This is a genomic window from Pseudomonas sp. DY-1 (assembly GCF_003626975.1).
GTDB lineage: Bacteria > Pseudomonadota > Gammaproteobacteria > Pseudomonadales > Pseudomonadaceae > Metapseudomonas.
Map to the genome: position 1 here is coordinate 841,128 of NZ_CP032616.1, position 17,296 is coordinate 858,423.

The following is a 17,296-nucleotide window of genomic DNA, read 5'->3' on the forward strand; positions in this document are numbered from 1 at the left end:
GCTCATGATGCGCCGCCCACCAGATGTACGACGGAACCCGAGGTGGCAGCTTCGTGCACGGCCAGTGTCGCTTCGAGGGTGCGCAGGCCGTCTTCTGCGGAGCAGATGGGCTGCTCGAGCCCCTCCATCACTGCACAGAAATGCCGCAATTGCTCGGCGTAGGGGCAGCCGATGTGGGGCACGGCGCGCTCGACGGTGATCTGGTCATGCCATCCCGCCTGGTTGTGGTAGCGCCACAACTCCAGGCGAGGCAGAGTCAGTGAGCCTTCCGTGCCCGAGAAGAAGTGCGAGTTGACATCATCCTGGCGCGGGAAGCGTTCGGCCTCACCTGCCGACAGGTCCCAGTTCCAGGGGGCGGCCGTCGTATCCGAAACCGATACTGTGCCCAGGGCTCCGTTGCAGAAGCGCAGCATCACGGCTGCCGTATCTTCTACTTCAAAGCGGCGAATTCGGTTCGAGGTGATTGCTTGCAGGCTTTCGATTTCACCGAAAAGGAAGCGCAACAGATCGATGTCGTGAATCAGGTTGATGAGCACCGGACCGCCGCCTGCCTGCCGACGCCAGGTGGTTTCGAAATACTCGTCCGGCTTCAACCAGGTGCACAGTGCTGTGACGCTGACCGGCTTGCCCAGCGCTCCGGCCTCAACAATGGACTTGGCCTGACGCATGATCGGGTTGTAGCGGCGCTGGTGGCCGACCAATGCGGGTACGCCATTAGCCACTGCGGCCGCACAGATTCGACGGGCATTCTCCAGGGTGTCAGCGATTGGCTTTTCCACCAACACGGCCACCTTGCGCTCAAGGCAAGCCACGGCGACATCCGCGTGAGTTACATTCGGGGTGGCCACCACCACGCCTCGCGGCTTGGCCGCCTCCAGCATCGTGACGTAATCCGCGAACCACGGCACCCCGAGCGACTTAGCCAACTCCTGCGCGGCGGGAGAGGGGTCGGCAATGCCTACCAGTTCCACATTCTCAAGCGCTTGGGCGCGCTCGATGTGCGTCTTGCCGATCAGCCCTGCGCCGATGACTCCGAGCGGGATCCTATTCATCTTAATTCCTGTTTTTGTGAATTGATCAATGCGAATCGCCAGGAAAATTCGCAAGAAAGCCGAAATCGTGCGGATTCGCGTAAGCCAAGTAAAGATTATTTCCCCAAAACAGGAATATCAAACTGAAAATCAGAAGAATAAAAATTTCAAGCAACTATAAAAAGTCTTTGTTAACAGAGGCTTATGATTTTTTAATAACCAAAAAGTCATTTTGTGTGTGTAAATAATCATAAAACGGTATATTAATAATTCCCTATATGGGGAATTCTGGAGTGGTCTGCTGCCCCACGAACGGGAGCGACAAGCCAACACTGATCAGGTGGGTAGCAGTAGGCCGGCGCGCGATATCTGTTTGCACGCCCCAGCTCGAAGACGCGTCCAGCCTCGTAAGGAAGTTGCGACGAGCAGTCAGTGATGTACCGAAGAGTTCAGATGGGAGAGGCCAATCAAGTGACCGGGCGAGAGGCAGGCGGGGTGCGGCAGGCGGAGCGTTCAGGCAGTCAAGCGCAGAGTCTGTAATGTGGACCCATCGCTACCGAGGCCCGGGATGGACCAGCACCAACTATCTGGGCCAGTGGAGCCCTGTTTCGCAATCGACAATCGGAAGAGACACCCCAGCCGAAGCGATTTATTGTTGCCAACGTCGGTTGATACAGCTGGGGAGGCCAATGTAATGAGCGCAGGTACCGCCAAGCGAGACTGGATGCTCCATAGTCACTTTCCGAGCAAGGTGGAACGAATCGAGGCCTATTTCACCGGCCACGGTTACGAGCCGCATCGGCATGACACCTACGCCATCGGTCGAACACTCTCCGGCGTGCAAAGCTTTCGTTACCGCGGCGCCATGCGGCACAGCCTTCCCGGTGGAGCACTGGTACTCCATCCGGATGAGCTTCACGATGGCATGGCTGGCACTGATGAAGGCTTCCGCTATCGCATGCTCTACGTCGATCCTGTGTTGATCCAGCAAGCGCTAGGCGGCAGAACCCTGCCTTTCATTGCAGGCGGTCTGTCCAATGACGCACGCATCCTTCGGGCAACCGACTCGTTTTTGCAGGCTATGGAATACCCGGTCGAATCGCTGGAAGAAGACGATGCCATCCATGACCTTGCTCAGGCTCTGGAGGCGGTGGCGAATACCAACCGGGGACGCCGCGCCCTGGACTATCAGGCCGCCGAACGCGCCCGGACTTACATTCTCGACATGAATGGCGCGAGCATCACGATTGAAGAATTGGAGCAGGTCAGCGGGCGAGACCGCTGCAGCCTGTCGCGAGACTTTCGCGCACTTTTTGGCACCAGCCCCTATCGCTATGTGACGATGCGACGCCTGGATATTTGCCGCGAGCTCCTGCTGGCAGGCTCAAGCCTTGCCGATGCAGCCCTCTCTGCGGGCTTTTTCGATCAGAGTCACATGACACGCCACTTCCGTCATGCCTTCGGACTGTCACCAGCACGCTGGCTGTCGCTGATGAAATCCCGCTAGGTTGCAGGATCGTACAAGAGGCTCTGTTCGTGCCTGGATAGGCTTTTGAAAAGCCAACACGAGGAGCCAACCATGTCCAGCCACCTCCATAACCTCAACCAGCAGCCGATCAACCTCCTTCACAAGCTCTCACAGGTCACTGAGCTGTGGTCACCCAAGGTGGTCGCTGAAATGAACGACTACCAGTTCAAGGTCGTACGCATTCAGGGTGACTTCGTCTGGCACTCTCATTCAGACACGGACGAGGCTTTTTTCGTGCTGGAGGGTGAGCTTCGCATCGAGTTCCGGGATCGGTACGTGACGCTCGGCAGTGGTGATCTGTTCATCGTGCCAAAGGGCGTCGAGCACAAGCCTTATGCCGAGAAGGAAGTAATGCTGATGCTCATAGAGCCCCGGGGCGTAGTGAATACTGGCGACGAGGTCGGAGATCGCACAGCAGAGAGCAATGTCTGGATATAGGCCTGATACAGCAACGGTGGACCACGCTTCACCGGTCCATCGTGCGGGGTCCGGCTGGGCCCCGCCGGTAGCTGCCCCTAACAAAGGGCAACTACCGGCCCCAGAACACCGCAAGGCCAGAAAACCAATCAGCCCACAATTGCATCTATAAACGGCGCCTTCCGAGCCAGATACTCACCAGTCCCCTCGCGATTGCTCGCCTCCAATGCGTTGTCGGTAGCCCGGCTCCTGGGGTCAGGCAAAGTCATCACCCACCCAGCGCAATGATCGCGAATATCAGCGCCGTGCCAACGAGCGCCATCACCGCGCCCGTGGCCCACGGGTTGCCGCCGGAATAGCGGGCCAGCAGCCAACCTGAAAGAAAAAGCATCGCCAACGACACCAGGTTGGAAGTTCGGATCGCCGGTCCGGTCTGGTCGATCAGCAGAAAAGGTATGACCAAGGGGAATGTCGCCAGCACGACCAGCAGGAAGGTGCCCAGTGCCCCGGCGAAATCTTGCAGGTCCAAACGCGCGCGAACGGGTTGATCGGCGTTGGCAAGCAGGCGCAAACGCAACGATTCCAGTCCGTCCGGGCCTGCAGATTCGGTAATGCGCAGTGGCAGGGCGTCGGCAATCAGCTCCCGACCTTCGGCCGGACTTGCATCGCTTTGCAGACGCGCGAGCAAGGTGCGGCTGCGGGTGCGTTCGGTCCAGGTACGCAGCAGGTAGATGACGGCATCGGCCAGGCCCCAGGCGAGGTTGCAGCCGAAAGCCGCGATCAGCATGGTTCTGGCTTCTTCACGGCCTGCCGTGGCAACGCTCAGCGATCCGATGAAGGTCATTGCCATCAGCAGTCCGAATATCACTTCGGTGATGCGGTCGACGGGTTCGAGTATTCGCTGCCGGGTGCCTCTTTCCTTGTTTTCCATCGCATACCCTCGCTCTATCAGCTTCGCTAGAGGAGTGTAGGCAAGGCGTCAGACCAGCGCGGGCTTCAGGGGGGAGTGGGGGGCGGTTTTCTAGCCGCAGTCGTGGTCCTGTGCACGCGCCTTGAATAGCCTGTGATGCGGACTGGAACTCGGCATAGCGCCAACTACGCTTGAGCCTGTCCCCAAGGCGGGGATTGCCCTGACGCCCGACCTGATAGCGGGAGTAGTAGCAAGGGGACAGATTCTCTTTTCCGCACTTTGCATTCTGCTTTCCAGGCAAATGGAAGGCGGGCATTCAGATTATTTTCATGGGGGCTTCATCATGCGTTCGAACTTGATTGCTGTAACGGTCGCTGCACTTCTGGCTGCGGGGGGATGCTCGAGCACAATGGTCGAGCCCGCTAATTACTCGGGGTTCCTCCCCAACTACAAGGTGCTGGAAGAGCAGAAGTCCGTCAGTGGGGCGAAGGTCGCCCGCTGGATAGACCCCGACATCGATCTGTCGCGCTATAGCAGCATTTATCTGGAGCCCAGCCAGTTCTACCCGCGTCCTCAGACCAGTGCGCAGATACCCCAGGCCACGCTGGATGACATCACCCGCTACTACGATGCGGCGCTCAAGCGAGAGCTCGGATCGGTGGTGAGGATCAGCGACTCGCCCACGGCCGACAGTATCGTCGTGCGCCCGGCCATTACGGCTGTTTCGACGTCCACCGAGGGGCTCAAACCTTACGAGGTGATTCCCATCGCTCTTGTCGTCGCCGCAACCTCCACCGCGATTGGCGCCCGGGACCAGCAAGTGGAAATCGCCACTGAAGCGATGTTCCTCGATGGGGGCAATACCCGGCTCCTGGCGGAGGTCGTGCGCAAAGGCACTGGCGAAAGTCTGGAGAACAAAGAGGCCGTGCTTTCGGTGAAGAACATCCAGCCGGTGATCGACGGCTGGGCAAACGACATGAGACTCGCCTATCTCCAGATCCACAAACGCCCCTGATTCAGGCCTGCTGCCGCAGGGTGAGGCCAGGGAGCAACCTCTGTCGCGGCGCAGCTCTTTCTCGCAGGCAAAAAAAGGCCCGCCATAAGGCGGGCCACAAGACATCCTGCATAAAACTCAGTAGGCGTCGTCCATGCCATCGTCGATGGTGATGCCTTTTGCGCGCATCCGCTTGATCTGGAGAAAGAGGGGAGAGATCTAATTGTCTACCTGATGTCCCTTATGGCCGGAAGCTGCCGATGGCGAGCGGCAGCTATCGATTGAATCCACAAACACTGGGTTTAGGTAGGACATGGGGCGATCGGTCACTGTGCGTGGCGGAAGCCCGGCCAGGGCCGGAATTCACAGGCTGTTTCGAGCCTCATGGGTTGAGCGCACGCAAGCTTTCTGCGGGCAGCGGGCGTCCCAGGTAATAGCCTTGGAGCTCATCGCATCCCAGGTCGCGCAGTGACTCGAGCTGTTCAGCGGTTTCCACGCCCTCTGCGGTGACTGTCATCGACAATGCATGGCCGAGCTGGATGATTGCGCTCACGACAGCGAGGTTGCTGCCCTCTTTGAGTCGGGAAACAAAACTGCGGTCTATCTTCAGGGTGTCGAACGGGTACCGCCCCAGGTAACTGAGGGAGGAGTATCCCGTTCCGAAATCATCCATGGACAAGCGGACCCCAAGCTCACTCAGTCCTTTCAAGGTCTCAAGCGCTCCTTGGGCATCATCCAGCATCATGCTTTCGGTGATCTCGAGTTCCAGACGGCTAGCCGGTAGGCCATTGTCTTCCAATGCAGACCGCACCTGCGCCACCAGTCCGGGTCTGCGGAATTGTTCGGCGGAAAGGTTGACCGAAACGAAGAGGGGGGCACCAAAGCGCTTGCCTTGCATGCAGGCTTCTCGTAATACCCAGGTGCCCAGCGCCACAATCTGGCCACTGCGCTCTGCCAGCGGAATGAAATCGCCAGGACCGATAAGACCTAGCCGGGGATGCTGCCAACGCACCAGGGCTTCCATCCCACTCAGCTTCAGGTCACGAGTACGATGACGTGGTTGGAAGTGCAAACGCAATTCATCGTTCGCAATGGCGTGGCGTAGTTCCAGCTCCAGCTGCCGTTCGGAAACCATTTGGCGTTCGAGCTCGCGACTGAAGAAGCACCAATAATTGCCAAGCTCCAGTTTTCGTGCCTGATGAAGCGCGATTTCGCTACAGCGCAGCAGTTCGCGTGCGGTATCCGCATCCTCTGGGGCTACTGCTATTCCGACCTGGATGCCGAGCCTGAACTCTTCATCGGCGATGAACAGCGGGCGTTCGACATATCCCACGAGCTGCTTGCACAGTTCGTTGACCTTCTCTCGGTTCGAGTAGCCAGCATCGAGCAGCACGACGAACTCATCGTTGGTGTAGCGAAATATCTGGACCTCGGCAGCGAAGAATTCTTCCAATCGTTGTGCAAACTGGACCAGTACCTGATCTCCCCCTGTGCGCCCCAGGTGATCGTTGAGTTGCTTGAAGTGGGCAAGATTGATTGCCATCAAGGTCAACCTCTCGCTCTCTGGCTGCAGCAAACCCAGGCGTTGTCTCAAGACCTCAAACAGGTGACTGCGATTGGGCAGACTGGTGAGCTCATCGAAGTGCTGAAGGTGCTGCACGCGCAATTGGCTTTCTGTCAGCGCGGTGGTGTCGCAGGTGGTTCCGCGATATCCCGTTATGCCGGATGGCCCACTGATTACTCGTACCATGAGGTTACACAGACAGTATTTCCCGCCGGCTGACCGGTAACGGCACTGCAGAGGCGCGTGAGGTGTCGCGATTTCTGTTGGACGGTTGAGCCAGTCGGCGCCCAGCTCCGTACTCGCCTGGAGCAATTCACCAAGGGGACGTCCGATCCAGGTATCAGGGGTGTGCCCGGTGACCGCCTCGAAGCGACTGGAGAGGAACGTGAAACGCAGCTCTACATCGGTTTCCCAAAGCCAGTCAGAGGTCGCTTCGGCGATGTCCTGAAACCGTGCCTCGCTGGCTTGCAAGCTGGAGTAGCTTTCATCCAGCCGTCTTGCCGAGGCCAGGCTCTGACGTGTCACCAGCCAGCCCAGCCCAGCCACGATAAGGCCCGCGACACCCAATAGTGGCAACAGGATCATGAGCAGCTCATCACCAGGCCTCAGCGGGGTCCAGCGCAGGAGTAGCGGCGTCTCCTGCCCGGATGCGAGCATCAGGCGCGGCTGTTCCTCTGCATCCTGGGCGCTTCTGGGGCTGCGAAGCTGCGGCAGTGCGTGATCTTTCCCGAGCGAGTCCAGCTTCGTGGGTGTGAGCGTATCGGCGAAGAGCAGGACCGAAGGCGCGCCGGGGACCGCGGGGGTCATCGGGTCGCCCCCTTGAGTGAATACAGCGGCGACAACCAGTGCTGGCTGGCCGGATACCTGAAACGTACCTATGACAGGCGCGGGCTCACCTGCCAGCGACCTTGCTCGCTCGACCAGGGCCGAGACATCCCCCTGGAGCCAGTGCTGGGCAGAGGTCGGCTCCAATTGCCCGTTGATTACCGCGTAAACCGTCTGATTGCCGGGTGCAATCACGAAGATTCCTTCATAACCGAAGTCTTCGAAAAGAGAGGACCCCAGGTTACGGCGCGTGTAAGCCCACTCGATGTCGACCCGCGCGTGAAGGTTCTGGTACGCGTCTCCCCAGAATGCGTAGTCGCTGATAGACCTCAGGAGGTTCTCTTGCCGTGACTTCAGGGCTTTCTCAGCAAAGAACGTACTCTGCACCAGGGCTTGTTCATTCTGGCTAAGGGCAATTCTGACCAGGAATGTCGCCATCAGAACGAAAGCCAGGGCAAGCAGGGAGGCCGTGCGCACCAGGGTCTTACGGGTAAACCAGGCACTGGAACCAGCGGCGATTCGGGATGGTTCTTCAACGTTGGGAAAGGCCATGCAAATCCTTCTTGACCAATCGACAGGGCCATAGCGGCTTCTGGCACCCAGGCATCTGAAGCATCAGTACTTCGCTTGCCCACTGCTGGAGCCAGATTGTGGCTGCATCAGTACCACCACTCAAGCTATCAGTTGTGGGCAGCAAGGCTCTTTCCCGCAGGCAAAAAAAGGCCCGCCATAAGGCGGGCCACAAGCCGTCCAGCATAAAACTCAGTAGGCGTCGTCCATGCCATCGTCGATGGTGATGCCTTTTTCGCGCATCTGCCTGATCAGGCCCGCACGGGTGTCCGGCAGGTTGAGCAGGGTGACGCTGCGGATTTTCGCGACTTCAGCCTCGGTGTAGGGCTTGTAGTCGTCCGGCACGCTGCTGCCGGCAATGCCGTCCTTGCGCATCATCCAGTTGATCAGATCGGCCAGCTGGGCGTTGTTCAGCGCCGACTGGGACATGCCTGGCACCCGCACGAGGAACTCACGACCGCCTTCCACTTTGAGGAAGTTGCCGACGAAGCCTTTCATCTTCGGCGTGTCGTTGGCCTTGGAGCCGGTACCGTCGCCCAGGTGGCAGCCAGCGCATTGCAGCTGGTAGTTCACCGGGGTGCTGTAGCCGGCCTGGGAAATGGGCTTTTGTGGCTCTTCGTTGCCCGGCGCGTGCTTCTGGTTCGGGTCCGGAATGGCGCGGGCCATGGCCAGCGGGGCCGCCATGGCGCACATCAGTCCAGCGATCAACAGGTAACGCATGGCAGCCCTCCGGCGGGTCAGATCGCGACGCCGCGGATGATGGAAACGGTGCAGTGGTAGATGTGCGACTTGGCCGCCAGGCACCAGTTGACGTCGTTGTTGTTGAACGGACGGTACGCCGGTTCCTCACTGTCGTTGCGGGTACAGGCGCACTGGGCGCAGCTGTGCTTACCGCAGCAGTCGTTGTAGGAAATGATGTAGTCCTTGTTGTCGGCCGGGTTGCGGCAGGTGCCGATCCAGGTCACCTGGGAGGCCTCGGTGCCGGGCGGGCAGGAGGTCACCGAACCGCCACAGCAGCTGCACAGGAAGCCGTCGACGGAGCAGTAGCGCCAGTAGTCGCAGCTGTTGGGATCACCCGGATCGCCGGCCTTCGGGGCTTCGGCGGCCAGGGCCTTGCTGGTGCGGTCGATCGGCAGCAGTACCGGCAGGGCGGCGCCAGCCACCATCAGCGAACCCAGGCGGGCCAGAAGTTTGCGCCGCGAGGTGGTGTCGGCCACGTGGCGCGTGGAGCGTTCGAACAGACGGTCTAGCAGTTTCATTGGGTGCTCCCTTCCTTGTTAGTGGTTATGTGCGCCGTGGGAATGCGAGTGGTTGTGCAGGTACTGCTGCAGAGTGGCGCTGCCCAGGTGTTCGGCCTCGAACAGGCTGTCCAGGTGCTCGCGGGAGTTCACCAGGCCTTTGGAGCGCAGCACACCGGCCTTGTCCACCAGCGCTGCGTAGGGGAGCTTGCCGATCTGGTAGGTCATGCCCACTTCCGGGCCGACCACGTAGGTGGCGTCTTCCAGCTTGTGCTCGGCGATCAGTGCTTGCTGGGCGTCCATGTCGCCGTCGCTGACGTAGATCACTTCGAGGCGGTCGGCCTGGTCCTTGGCGATGGACTTGATGGCCGGCAGCAGGGATTTGCAGATGGGGCAGGTGGGCGAGAGGAAGAACAGCAGCTGGGCTTTCTCGCCGGCATAGCCGAAGTTCACCGGGCGGCCGTTACGGTCGGCGGCAGTGACTTTCGGGGCGGGTTCGTTGACAGCCACGCCTTTATCGACCATCAGCGCGCCGGCCGGGGCCAGGCGGCCGTGAAGTACACCAATCTGACGCACCAGGCCCATGACGGCAAAGGCCAGAGCGATCAAGAGGCACCAGAGCAGGACGTTGGAAACGATCAGGGCTTCCATAATTCACCTTCCAATGAGTTTGAGCAGACGTGGAGCGTTGGCCATCAGGCCATCCGCAGCGGCATAGAGGAGCAGGGTCGCGGCGCTGGCGGCGATTACGACGAAGATGTCGAAGGCGCCTAGCTCGCGGGTGTGGGGGGCGACGCTGGCGACCAGCGCCAGGCTCACCAGTACGGCGTTGCGCGCCAGCAGCACCGGGCGGATCGGCTGGGCCTGTTCAGGGCCTGCGCAACCGCAGTCGATGTCGCGGCGGCCACGCCACAGGTTGATCGAGATGGCCCCGGCGTAACCGGCCAGCAGTGCGGCTGCGGCCAGCGCGGCAGCGTGGCGGCTAGCAGGTACCAGCAGGGCGAAGGCCACGGCCACTTCGATGAAGGGCAGTACCCTTGCGACCGGGCGCACCAGGCCGCGAGGCAGCAACTGGTAATCCTCCACCTGGTTGGCGAAGCGCGCCGGCGCACGCAGCTTGTGGGTCGCCGCGCTGGCCAGGATCACCGCGACCGCGAGGGCGGCGGCGATGATGAATATGGGATCAAGTTGCATGGCTGCACCTCGTCAGTGGCTGAGGATCTGGGTCGCGGTCTTCTGGATGCGTTCCATGGTCCCGGTGTGCTGGCCGCTCTTCAGATCGAATACTTCCAGGCCGCCGGCGATGTTGGTGCCCAGCAGCAGGGGATTCTCATCGCTGGTGGCTTGCAGGCTCCAGATCGGGTTCGGCGCTTCCAGGGTGCCGATGCGCTTGTGGGTCTTGAGGTCATAGACCCAGACGATCGGGCTCGGGTCTTCCCACTTCATCGGCTCATGGGCGTCGTGCATCAGCACGTAGAGGCGATTCAGCTTCGGCGCAACGGTGATCAGCTGCCAGCCACCAGGAGCCCAGCCTGCTTTCTTCTCGGCGGCGTCGGTTACCAGGTCCCAGGCTTCGAGGACCTTCGGCTGCTTGCCGGAGAAGTCCACACCGCGCACGGTGCCGGTGGTGGTGACGAAGTAGTAGATGTCGCCCACGGCGTAGGCGCGCTCCACCAGTTTCTCGGCATTGGGGTCGAAGAAGGCGGTGTGGGTGCGGGAGATTTCCTTGCCTTCGTCGTTCAGCGTCACCAGTTGCACGCTGCCGTCGCCGCAGAGGGAGGCGAAGGCGCGCTTGCCGACGGGGTAGTTCAGCACGCAACCGGGAATGGAGATTTCGCCGGCCACGGCCTTGGCCTTGACGTCGACCACGGTCACCGAGGTGGACGGGGTGAAGTTGTAGACGTAGACGAAGCGGTCATCGGTGCTGGTGCCCAGGGAGTAGCGCTGGGTCAGGGCCTCGGCACGTTTGGTGGGGATCAGCACTTCATAGGAAGGCGAAAGGGTGCTGGTGTCCCAGGCGGTCAGCACGTCGGTGCGAGTGCCACGGGTGCCACGGGAGTAGAACAGGTCGGCGGTGAAGAGCGTCTTGCCGTCGCGGCTCAGGGTGGACGGCGCGGCGAAGCCGGTGGGTACCATGCCGAGCATTTTCTTCTTCTCGGGGTCGACCACGGTCACGCGACCGGCGACGAAGCTCTCGAACTCGACGTCGATGATGTAAGCGCGGTGCGGTTCCGGCGGGAAGGGCAAGGTGGTCTGGCCGATGCCCGGATCGGCCGGCAGCTCGGCGCTGGCGGTGCCGATGCCAGCGAGGGCAACGCCCAATGCCAGCGTCGATTGGGCGAGGATCCTGGATATTCGCATACGGGGCGGCTCCCTGAATTATTGGTCTTTGTTGCGGGTGCAGGGCAGAAATCTGCAGTCCTAGTCTGCCGCTGGCAGTCGGCGTGGAGCTTGTTGTCCGTGCCAACCCCTTGTGTGCCTGTGCCACTTCTTTTGGCAGGCTGCCAACGCTTTGGAGAACGCGTCAGAAAGCATAGACCGGGTGGGGGATGAACTGAGGCAGGGAGAGTGAGTGGTGGAATTGCATTGGGGGGCAGTTACGCCGCCTTTGGCGCTTGAAATGGCTATGCCTGCATTACATGTTGTGGGCAGCTGCATTGCCCGTAGGAGCTGGCTTGCCAGCGAATGGCGGCGTTTCGCTGGCAAGCCAGCTCCTACAAGGCTCTTGGCCCGAGGGAAAATTTCTCGCAACAGCTAACGCAGACGTAGCGATTGAAGTCGCCCCTACGGGGAGCCGCGAGGCCGTCAGGTCCCCGACTTCAGCTTCGTCCAGGCACGGGTGCGGGCACGTTCGGCATTGCGCTCGAGCGGCAGCAGGGTGAAGAGGGTGGCCTGGGCCTCGGCGGTGGGATAGAGGTTGGGGTTGTTGCGGATCTCCGGGCTGACCAGGGCGGTGGCGTCCTTATTTGGATTCGGGTAGCCGACGAAATCACTGACCGGGGCGATCACCTGGGGCTGCAGTAGGTAGTTGATGAAGGCATGGGCGTCCTCGGGGTTCTTCGCGCCCTTGGGGATCGCCAGCATGTCGAACCAGACCGGCGCACCTTCCTTGGGCAGACGCATGTCCACAACCACTCCGTTGCCAGCTTCCTTGGCGCGGTTGGCCGCCTGGGAGAAGCTTCCCGAGTAGCCCACGGCTACGCAGATGTCGCCGTTGGCAATATCGGCCATGTACTTGGAGGAGTGGAAGTAGGTGATGTTGGGGCGGATCTTCTGCAGCAGTTCGCCAGCCTTGTCGTAGTCCTTGGGCTGGTTGCTGTTGGGCGGCAGACCGAGGTAGTGCAGGGCAATGGGCAGGATTTCCGACGGCGAATCCAACAGGGCCACGCCGCACTGCTTGAGCTTGGCGATGTTCTCTTCCTTGAAAATCAGGTCCCAGCTGTCCACCGGGGCGTTCTCGCCCACCGCTGCCTTTACCTTGGCCGGGTTGAAGCCGATCAGCACCGTTCCGTACATGTAGGGCACGGCGAAGCGGTTGCCCGGGTCATTGGCCTCGATCAGCTTCATGAGCTGCGGGTCCAGATGGTTCCAGTTGGGCAGCTTGCTGCGGTCCAGAGGCTGGAACACGTCTGCCTGGATCTGCTTGGCGAGGAAGACGTTGGACGGCACCACCACGTCATAGCCGGAATTGCCGGTGAGCAGCTTGGCCTCCAGCGCCTCGTTGGTGTCGAAGATGTCGTAGATCAGCTTGGCGCCGTTCTCTTTCTTGAAGTTGTCCAGAGTCTGCGGGGTGATGTAGTCGAACCAGTTATAGACGCGCAGGGTGCGTTCTTCGGCCAGGGCATGGGTGGCGAGCAGGCCGCACAAAGCGGCGCCGAGGAGGCGGGGGAGTCTGTGCTTGATCAATTGCGGCAACCTTTGGGTGGCTTGAGTTGGACCTAAATCGATATCTATCTGTTTGGGTCGCAATTTTGAAAGCAAATGCCGCGCCATATAAATGGAAAGGCCGATATACATCGGTTAATGGTCCCGGTGGCGGGGAATTGAAGTGAGTGGGGATTACCGGGCGTAACGGCCAGTGGCACCAGGCTACCCAGCTGACCGTATCGATTTGCTGTAGGAGCGAGCTTGCTCGCGAAAGATTGTGCTCGGGCTATTCGCGAGCAAGCTCGCTCCTACAAGTTCGGGGATGAGCCCGGCGCAGGGATCCTGCCTCAGCGCGTGAAATCTTTTTCGCGATTGAAATCGCTCCCACAGGATTCAACTGGCAATCACCCGCACCAGCTGCCAGGCGGCAAAGCCCAGCAGGAAAACGCCTGCAGTTCGGTCGATCCATTGGATGGCGCTTACGCCCAGCCGGTGGCGAATCATGGATACGCCAAGGCTCAGGGCCAGCCACCAGAGCGCCGAGCCGCAGAACACGCCGAGCACCATCACCAGGCCGTCCGCGCCGGACAGTGCCTCGCCGCCGGACAGGGTGGCGAAGATGGCAACGAAGGAAAGGATGGTCATCGGGTTGCTGAGTGTCAGCAGGAACACCGACGCAAAGGCCGGCAGCGCCTGGACCGGGTCACTGGCGCTGGCGGCGCGTTCCGGGGGCGTTGCGCGCAGCATCTTCATGCCCATCCAGGCCAGGAACAGGGCGCCAGCCAGGGCGAGCGGCGAGGCCAGTGCAACGAAGACGCTGGTAATGGCGCCGATGCCGAAGGCGCCCAGCGCGCCATAGCAGGCGTCTGCGGCCGCCGCGCCCAGGCCGCTGATGAAACCGATACGCGCGCCGTGGCCCAGGGTTCGCTGGATGCACAGGAGGCCGATGGGGCCGACGGGGGCGGCGATGGACAGCCCAATCAGGACGGATTTGAGAAACAGAAGGGCTTCCATGCGGAAGGCTCCGGGGTAGTGGACTTGGGCAATAGTCTGCGCTGCACTGCACTTAGCCTGAATGCAGGGATTACGGTGGTTTTTGCGGATCTCCTGAATATTTAACGAGTTTTAGCGAGGGGGCCTGAAAAATATGGAGTTGGATGCAAAGTCCTGGAAAATCCTGCAGGTCGTGCAGCGTGAGGGGCGGATCTCCCTGACCGACCTGGCATCGAAGGTGGCGCTGTCCCTACCCGCCACCTCCGAGCGCCTCAAGCGTCTGGAGGAGGCCGGGGTAATCGAGGCCTATCGTGCCTCGGTGTCGCCAGAGAAGGCCGGCTACCAGGTGATGGCACTGGTCGGCATGACCACGCCGCAGCCGGAAAAGGCGCGGCTGATCGCCCAGTTGCAGACGATGCCGGAGGTGCTGGAGTGCCTGCATGTCACCGGGCAGGACTCCTTCATCCTGCGGGTTGTGACGCGGGATATCCGTCATCTGGAGCGCTTCGTCGGCAGCATCAATCACTTCGGCGAGACCCGTACTTCCATTGTCATGTCGGCACCGATTCCCCTGCGCGGGGTGGAGCCGCCGCGCGATTGATCGCACGGGGGCAGAACCTTGTGGGGGCAACTGCGCAGGTGGTTATCCTCGCGTTCTATACGTCGCTGGACCTGGCCGGGCAGGTATCCAGCAGCCAGGGACGTGGCGCGGTGCTTTGGTTCTGCGGCGGTGCCGTTGCCATGGGCATCGGTATCGGGTCCATGCACTTCATCGGCATTCTCGCGTTCAGTTTGCCCACTGCACTGGGCTACGACCTTCCGCTGACGCTGCTTTCGCTGCTGATTGCCGTGCTGGTTTCCGGCTTCTCGCTATGGAACCAGCCCGAGCAACCCTTCTGGCAGTGAGCTGAAGATCGACCGCGGCTTTGCCCGCGACCTGGAGCGCGACAGCGACGACGCGGCGATCATTTCCGCCACCGTCGCCTTCGGCCAGGCGCTGGACCTGCGCATCGTCGCCGAAGGGATGGGGACCGAACCCAGCAGGCCTTCCTCACCGGACTAGGCTGCAATTCCCTGCAGGGCCTCCTGTTTGGCAAGCCGGTGCCGGCGGAGCAGTTCATGAGCGGAATCAAAGCCTGGCATGAGGCGGGGCGCTGCGATAATTTCATACCCCCAGGGGTAATCGTCAGACGAGGCAATCGATGACCAGCGATGTGGTGGCGAAGCATCAGGAGGCCATGCTGAAGCGCCTCGCCCGTGTCGAAGGACAGATTCGCGGTCTGCAGGCCATGATCCGCCGGGGCGACGACTGTGAAGCCATCGCCCAGCAGTTCGGCGCCTCACGCAAGGCGCTCGACCGCGCCTACCAGCAGATGCTGATGTGCCTGCTGGAAGCAGCCGTGCTCGACCCGCAACAGGAAACGGCCGACACCCTCGAGCGCGTCCGCGCCATCTTTACGAAGTACACCTGACACCAGATGGGCAAGGATTGTGGATGTGGGGGACTTGCGCGTCTGGATCGTATACCCCTGGGGGTATATTATTTCACCAACCTAATCCCTGCGGCCGTCACGGCCAGGAGTCCACGATGACAATCGACTGGCCTGCTTTCACACCCTGGAGTGCCCTGGCTGGCGGTGCGCTGATCGGACTGTCCGCCGGCCTGTTCATCCTCGCTAATGGCCGCATCGCCGGTATTAGCGGGTTGCTCGGCAGCCTGCTGGAGCGGACGGGCGACGGTCGGGCCGAGAAGGCATTGTTCCTCGCGGGCCTCCTGCTGGCGCCGCTGCTCTGGATGGCCGTCGCCGGGGCGCCTCGGGTCCGCTTCGAGTCGGGTTGGCCGGCACTGCTGTTGGCCGGTTTGCTGGTGGGCGTCGGCACCCGCTATGGATCAGGTTGCACCAGCGGCCACGGTGTTTGCGGCCTATCGCGCCTGTCGCCGCGTTCATTGGTGGCGACCCTGTCCTTCATGACGGCAGGTTTTATTACCACCTATTTGCTGCGGCACCAGATCGGAGCGGGCCTGTGAGCCGGGTCAGCGCGTTGCTAGCCGGGGTGCTCTTCGGCCTGGGGCTGTTGCTTGCCGGTATGGCCGACCCGGCCAAGGTACTGGGTTTCCTCGACCTGGCCGGTGCCTGGGACCCTTCTCTGGCCCTGGTGATGGCCGCGGCCATTGCCGCGGCCATGCCGGCGTTCACTCTGGCCAGACGCCGGACCAGATCGTGGCTGGGGCTTCCCATGCAACTGCCTACCCGGCGTGAACCCGACCTGCGGTTGATCGGCGGCAGCCTGTTGTTTGGGGCGGGTTGGGGGATTGCCGGTATCTGCCCAGGCCCAGCGCTGGTGCTGCTGACCGCTGGCCATTGGCAGGCTTGGCTGTTCGTTCTGGCGATGCTCGCCGGAATGTGCCTCTACGCCTGGCTGGAAGCTCGGCACAGGCCTTGACCAGGAAACTAAGCTGAAAAGACCTGCCTTGGAGCTCATTCCATGAATCCGCGCGTGGAAGCCTTCTTCGACGAGGCCACCTGTTCCTACAGTTACGTCGTCAGCGATCCCGCCAGCGGCCACTGCGCCGTCATCGACCCGGTGCTGGATTACTGCGCCGCCAGTGGCCGGACGTCCCATGCCGGGCCTGGGCGCATTGCCGACCATGTGCGGGCGCAGGGCCTGACGGTCGACTGGCTGCTGGAAACCCATGTGCATGCCGATCATCTGTCCGCCGCCGCCTGGCTCAAGCGCGAGCTGGGAGGGCGGCTGGCCATCGGCGGGCTGATCACTGAAGTGCAGCAGCGCTTTGGCACGCTATTCAATGCCGGGCAAGGCTTTGCCACCGATGGGCGCCAGTTCGACCGTCTGCTACAGGACGGTGACCGCCTGGCCATCGGCAACCTGGAGCTGCTGGCGATCCATACGCCGGGTCATACCCCGGCCTGCATGACCTACCTGATCGGCGATGCCGCGTTCATCGGCGACACCCTGTTCATGCCCGACTACGGCACGGCCCGCTGCGATTTTCCAGGTGGTGACGCCCGCGCCCTGTATCGATCTATCCGGCGTCTGTTCGATTTGCCGGATGCGACGCGGCTGTTCCTTTGCCATGACTACAAGGCGCCGGGGCGGGACGAGTACTGCTACGAGACCACGGTGGCCGAACAGCGTGCGCAGAACGTGCATGCCCACGAGGGCATCGACGAAGACGCCTTCGTCGCCATGCGTACCGCGCGGGACGCCACTCTTTCCATGCCGGCGCTGATCCTGCCGGCGGTGCAGGTGAACATGCGTGCCGGTCAGTTACCGCCCGCCGAAGACAATGGCATCCACTACCTGAAGATCCCCCTGGACGTGCTCTAAGGCCAAAC

19 protein-coding genes and 1 pseudogene are annotated in these 17,296 nt (G+C 61.4%); 10 read left to right on the forward strand and 10 right to left on the reverse strand.

Annotated elements, in window-relative coordinates; genetic code table 11:
* Window positions 1-2 precede the first annotated feature (2 nt).
* On the reverse strand, window positions 3-1,106 hold the full coding sequence (locus tag D6Z43_RS04235) for a Gfo/Idh/MocA family protein (RefSeq protein WP_218569235.1): 1,104 nt from the start codon (window positions 1,104-1,106) through the stop codon (window positions 3-5).
* A 619-nt stretch (window positions 1,107-1,725) separates the two neighbouring features.
* On the opposite strand from D6Z43_RS04235, the gene D6Z43_RS04240 reads away from it, so the two are divergent.
* Window positions 1,726-2,538 carry an AraC family transcriptional regulator gene (locus D6Z43_RS04240; RefSeq protein ID WP_120650728.1) on the forward strand — a complete coding sequence of 271 codons (813 nt, stop codon included), beginning with the start codon at window positions 1,726-1,728 and terminating at the stop codon, window positions 2,536-2,538.
* A gap of 72 nt (window positions 2,539-2,610) precedes the next feature.
* Window positions 2,611-2,997: a cupin domain-containing protein gene (locus D6Z43_RS04245; RefSeq protein ID WP_120650730.1), complete on the forward strand. Its 387-nt coding sequence runs from the start codon at window positions 2,611-2,613 to the stop codon at window positions 2,995-2,997.
* Window positions 2,998-3,244: 247 nt separating this feature from the next.
* Here D6Z43_RS04245 and D6Z43_RS04255 read toward each other — a convergent pair whose 3' ends face one another.
* Window positions 3,245-3,907 carry a hypothetical protein gene (locus tag D6Z43_RS04255; protein ID WP_120650732.1) on the reverse strand — a complete coding sequence of 221 codons (663 nt, stop codon included), beginning with the start codon at window positions 3,905-3,907 and terminating at the stop codon, window positions 3,245-3,247.
* Between the two features lie 322 nt (window positions 3,908-4,229).
* On the opposite strand from D6Z43_RS04255, the gene D6Z43_RS04260 reads away from it, so the two are divergent.
* The gene (locus D6Z43_RS04260) at window positions 4,230-4,901 is read left to right on the forward strand and encodes a DUF3313 domain-containing protein (protein WP_120650734.1); all 672 of its coding nucleotides are present in this window, start codon (window positions 4,230-4,232) and stop codon (window positions 4,899-4,901) included.
* Window positions 4,902-5,262: 361 nt separating this feature from the next.
* On the opposite strand, the gene D6Z43_RS04265 is transcribed toward D6Z43_RS04260, so the two are convergent.
* From D6Z43_RS04265 to D6Z43_RS04300, 8 genes are all read right to left on the reverse strand, one after another.
* On the reverse strand, window positions 5,263-7,821 hold the full coding sequence (locus D6Z43_RS04265; protein ID WP_120650736.1) for an EAL domain-containing protein: 2,559 nt from the start codon (window positions 7,819-7,821) through the stop codon (window positions 5,263-5,265).
* A 210-nt stretch (window positions 7,822-8,031) separates the two neighbouring features.
* A complete protein-coding gene (locus D6Z43_RS04270; protein ID WP_120650738.1) occupies window positions 8,032-8,559 on the reverse strand; it encodes a cytochrome C in 528 nt (175 codons plus the stop codon).
* Window positions 8,560-8,576: 17 nt separating this feature from the next.
* On the reverse strand, window positions 8,577-9,098 hold the full coding sequence (locus D6Z43_RS04275) for a methylamine dehydrogenase light chain (protein WP_120650740.1): 522 nt from the start codon (window positions 9,096-9,098) through the stop codon (window positions 8,577-8,579).
* Window positions 9,099-9,116: 18 nt separating this feature from the next.
* A complete protein-coding gene (gene mauD, locus D6Z43_RS04280) occupies window positions 9,117-9,728 on the reverse strand; it encodes a methylamine dehydrogenase accessory protein MauD (RefSeq protein ID WP_120650742.1) in 612 nt (203 codons plus the stop codon).
* A 3-nt stretch (window positions 9,729-9,731) separates the two neighbouring features.
* A complete protein-coding gene (locus D6Z43_RS04285; RefSeq protein ID WP_120650744.1) occupies window positions 9,732-10,271 on the reverse strand; it encodes a MauE/DoxX family redox-associated membrane protein in 540 nt (179 codons plus the stop codon).
* A 12-nt stretch (window positions 10,272-10,283) separates the two neighbouring features.
* Window positions 10,284-11,438, reverse strand: coding sequence for an amine dehydrogenase large subunit (locus D6Z43_RS04290; protein WP_120650746.1), 1,155 nt, complete (start codon window positions 11,436-11,438; stop codon window positions 10,284-10,286).
* A gap of 444 nt (window positions 11,439-11,882) precedes the next feature.
* Window positions 11,883-12,983 carry a polyamine ABC transporter substrate-binding protein gene (locus D6Z43_RS04295; RefSeq protein WP_120650748.1) on the reverse strand — a complete coding sequence of 367 codons (1,101 nt, stop codon included), beginning with the start codon at window positions 12,981-12,983 and terminating at the stop codon, window positions 11,883-11,885.
* 354 nt (window positions 12,984-13,337) lie between these two features.
* Window positions 13,338-13,958, reverse strand: coding sequence for a LysE family translocator (locus tag D6Z43_RS04300; RefSeq protein ID WP_120650750.1), 621 nt, complete (start codon window positions 13,956-13,958; stop codon window positions 13,338-13,340).
* A 133-nt stretch (window positions 13,959-14,091) separates the two neighbouring features.
* Here D6Z43_RS04300 and D6Z43_RS04305 point away from each other — a divergent pair, with 133 nt between their 5' ends.
* The 7 genes and pseudogenes from D6Z43_RS04305 to D6Z43_RS04335 all read left to right on the forward strand — a co-directional run bounded on the left by D6Z43_RS04305 (window position 14,092) and on the right by D6Z43_RS04335 (window position 17,288).
* Window positions 14,092-14,538 (forward strand): Lrp/AsnC family transcriptional regulator, encoded by a 447-nt coding sequence (locus tag D6Z43_RS04305; protein WP_120650752.1) that lies wholly within the window; start codon window positions 14,092-14,094, stop codon window positions 14,536-14,538.
* Window positions 14,539-14,678: 140 nt separating this feature from the next.
* Window positions 14,679-14,843, forward strand: a complete 165-nt coding sequence (locus D6Z43_RS28660; RefSeq protein WP_371924403.1) for an MHYT domain-containing protein — start codon at window positions 14,679-14,681, stop codon at window positions 14,841-14,843.
* Window positions 14,839-15,143 (forward strand): annotated as a pseudogene (locus D6Z43_RS28665) (EAL domain-containing protein); the annotation flags it as partial. The gene D6Z43_RS28660 and the pseudogene D6Z43_RS28665, both read left to right, overlap by 5 nt.
* A complete protein-coding gene (locus D6Z43_RS04320; protein ID WP_120650754.1) occupies window positions 15,140-15,409 on the forward strand; it encodes a metal-sensing transcriptional repressor in 270 nt (89 codons plus the stop codon). The pseudogene D6Z43_RS28665 and the gene D6Z43_RS04320, both read left to right, overlap by 4 nt.
* Before the next feature lie 116 nt (window positions 15,410-15,525).
* The gene (locus D6Z43_RS04325; RefSeq protein WP_120650756.1) at window positions 15,526-15,966 is read left to right on the forward strand and encodes a YeeE/YedE family protein; all 441 of its coding nucleotides are present in this window, start codon (window positions 15,526-15,528) and stop codon (window positions 15,964-15,966) included.
* Window positions 15,963-16,382 carry a DUF6691 family protein gene (locus tag D6Z43_RS04330; protein ID WP_120650758.1) on the forward strand — a complete coding sequence of 140 codons (420 nt, stop codon included), beginning with the start codon at window positions 15,963-15,965 and terminating at the stop codon, window positions 16,380-16,382. The genes D6Z43_RS04325 and D6Z43_RS04330 overlap by 4 nt, the downstream gene beginning before the upstream one ends.
* A 42-nt stretch (window positions 16,383-16,424) precedes the next feature.
* Window positions 16,425-17,288 (forward strand): MBL fold metallo-hydrolase, encoded by an 864-nt coding sequence (locus D6Z43_RS04335; RefSeq protein ID WP_120650761.1) that lies wholly within the window; start codon window positions 16,425-16,427, stop codon window positions 17,286-17,288.
* Window positions 17,289-17,296: the final 8 nt, after the last annotated feature.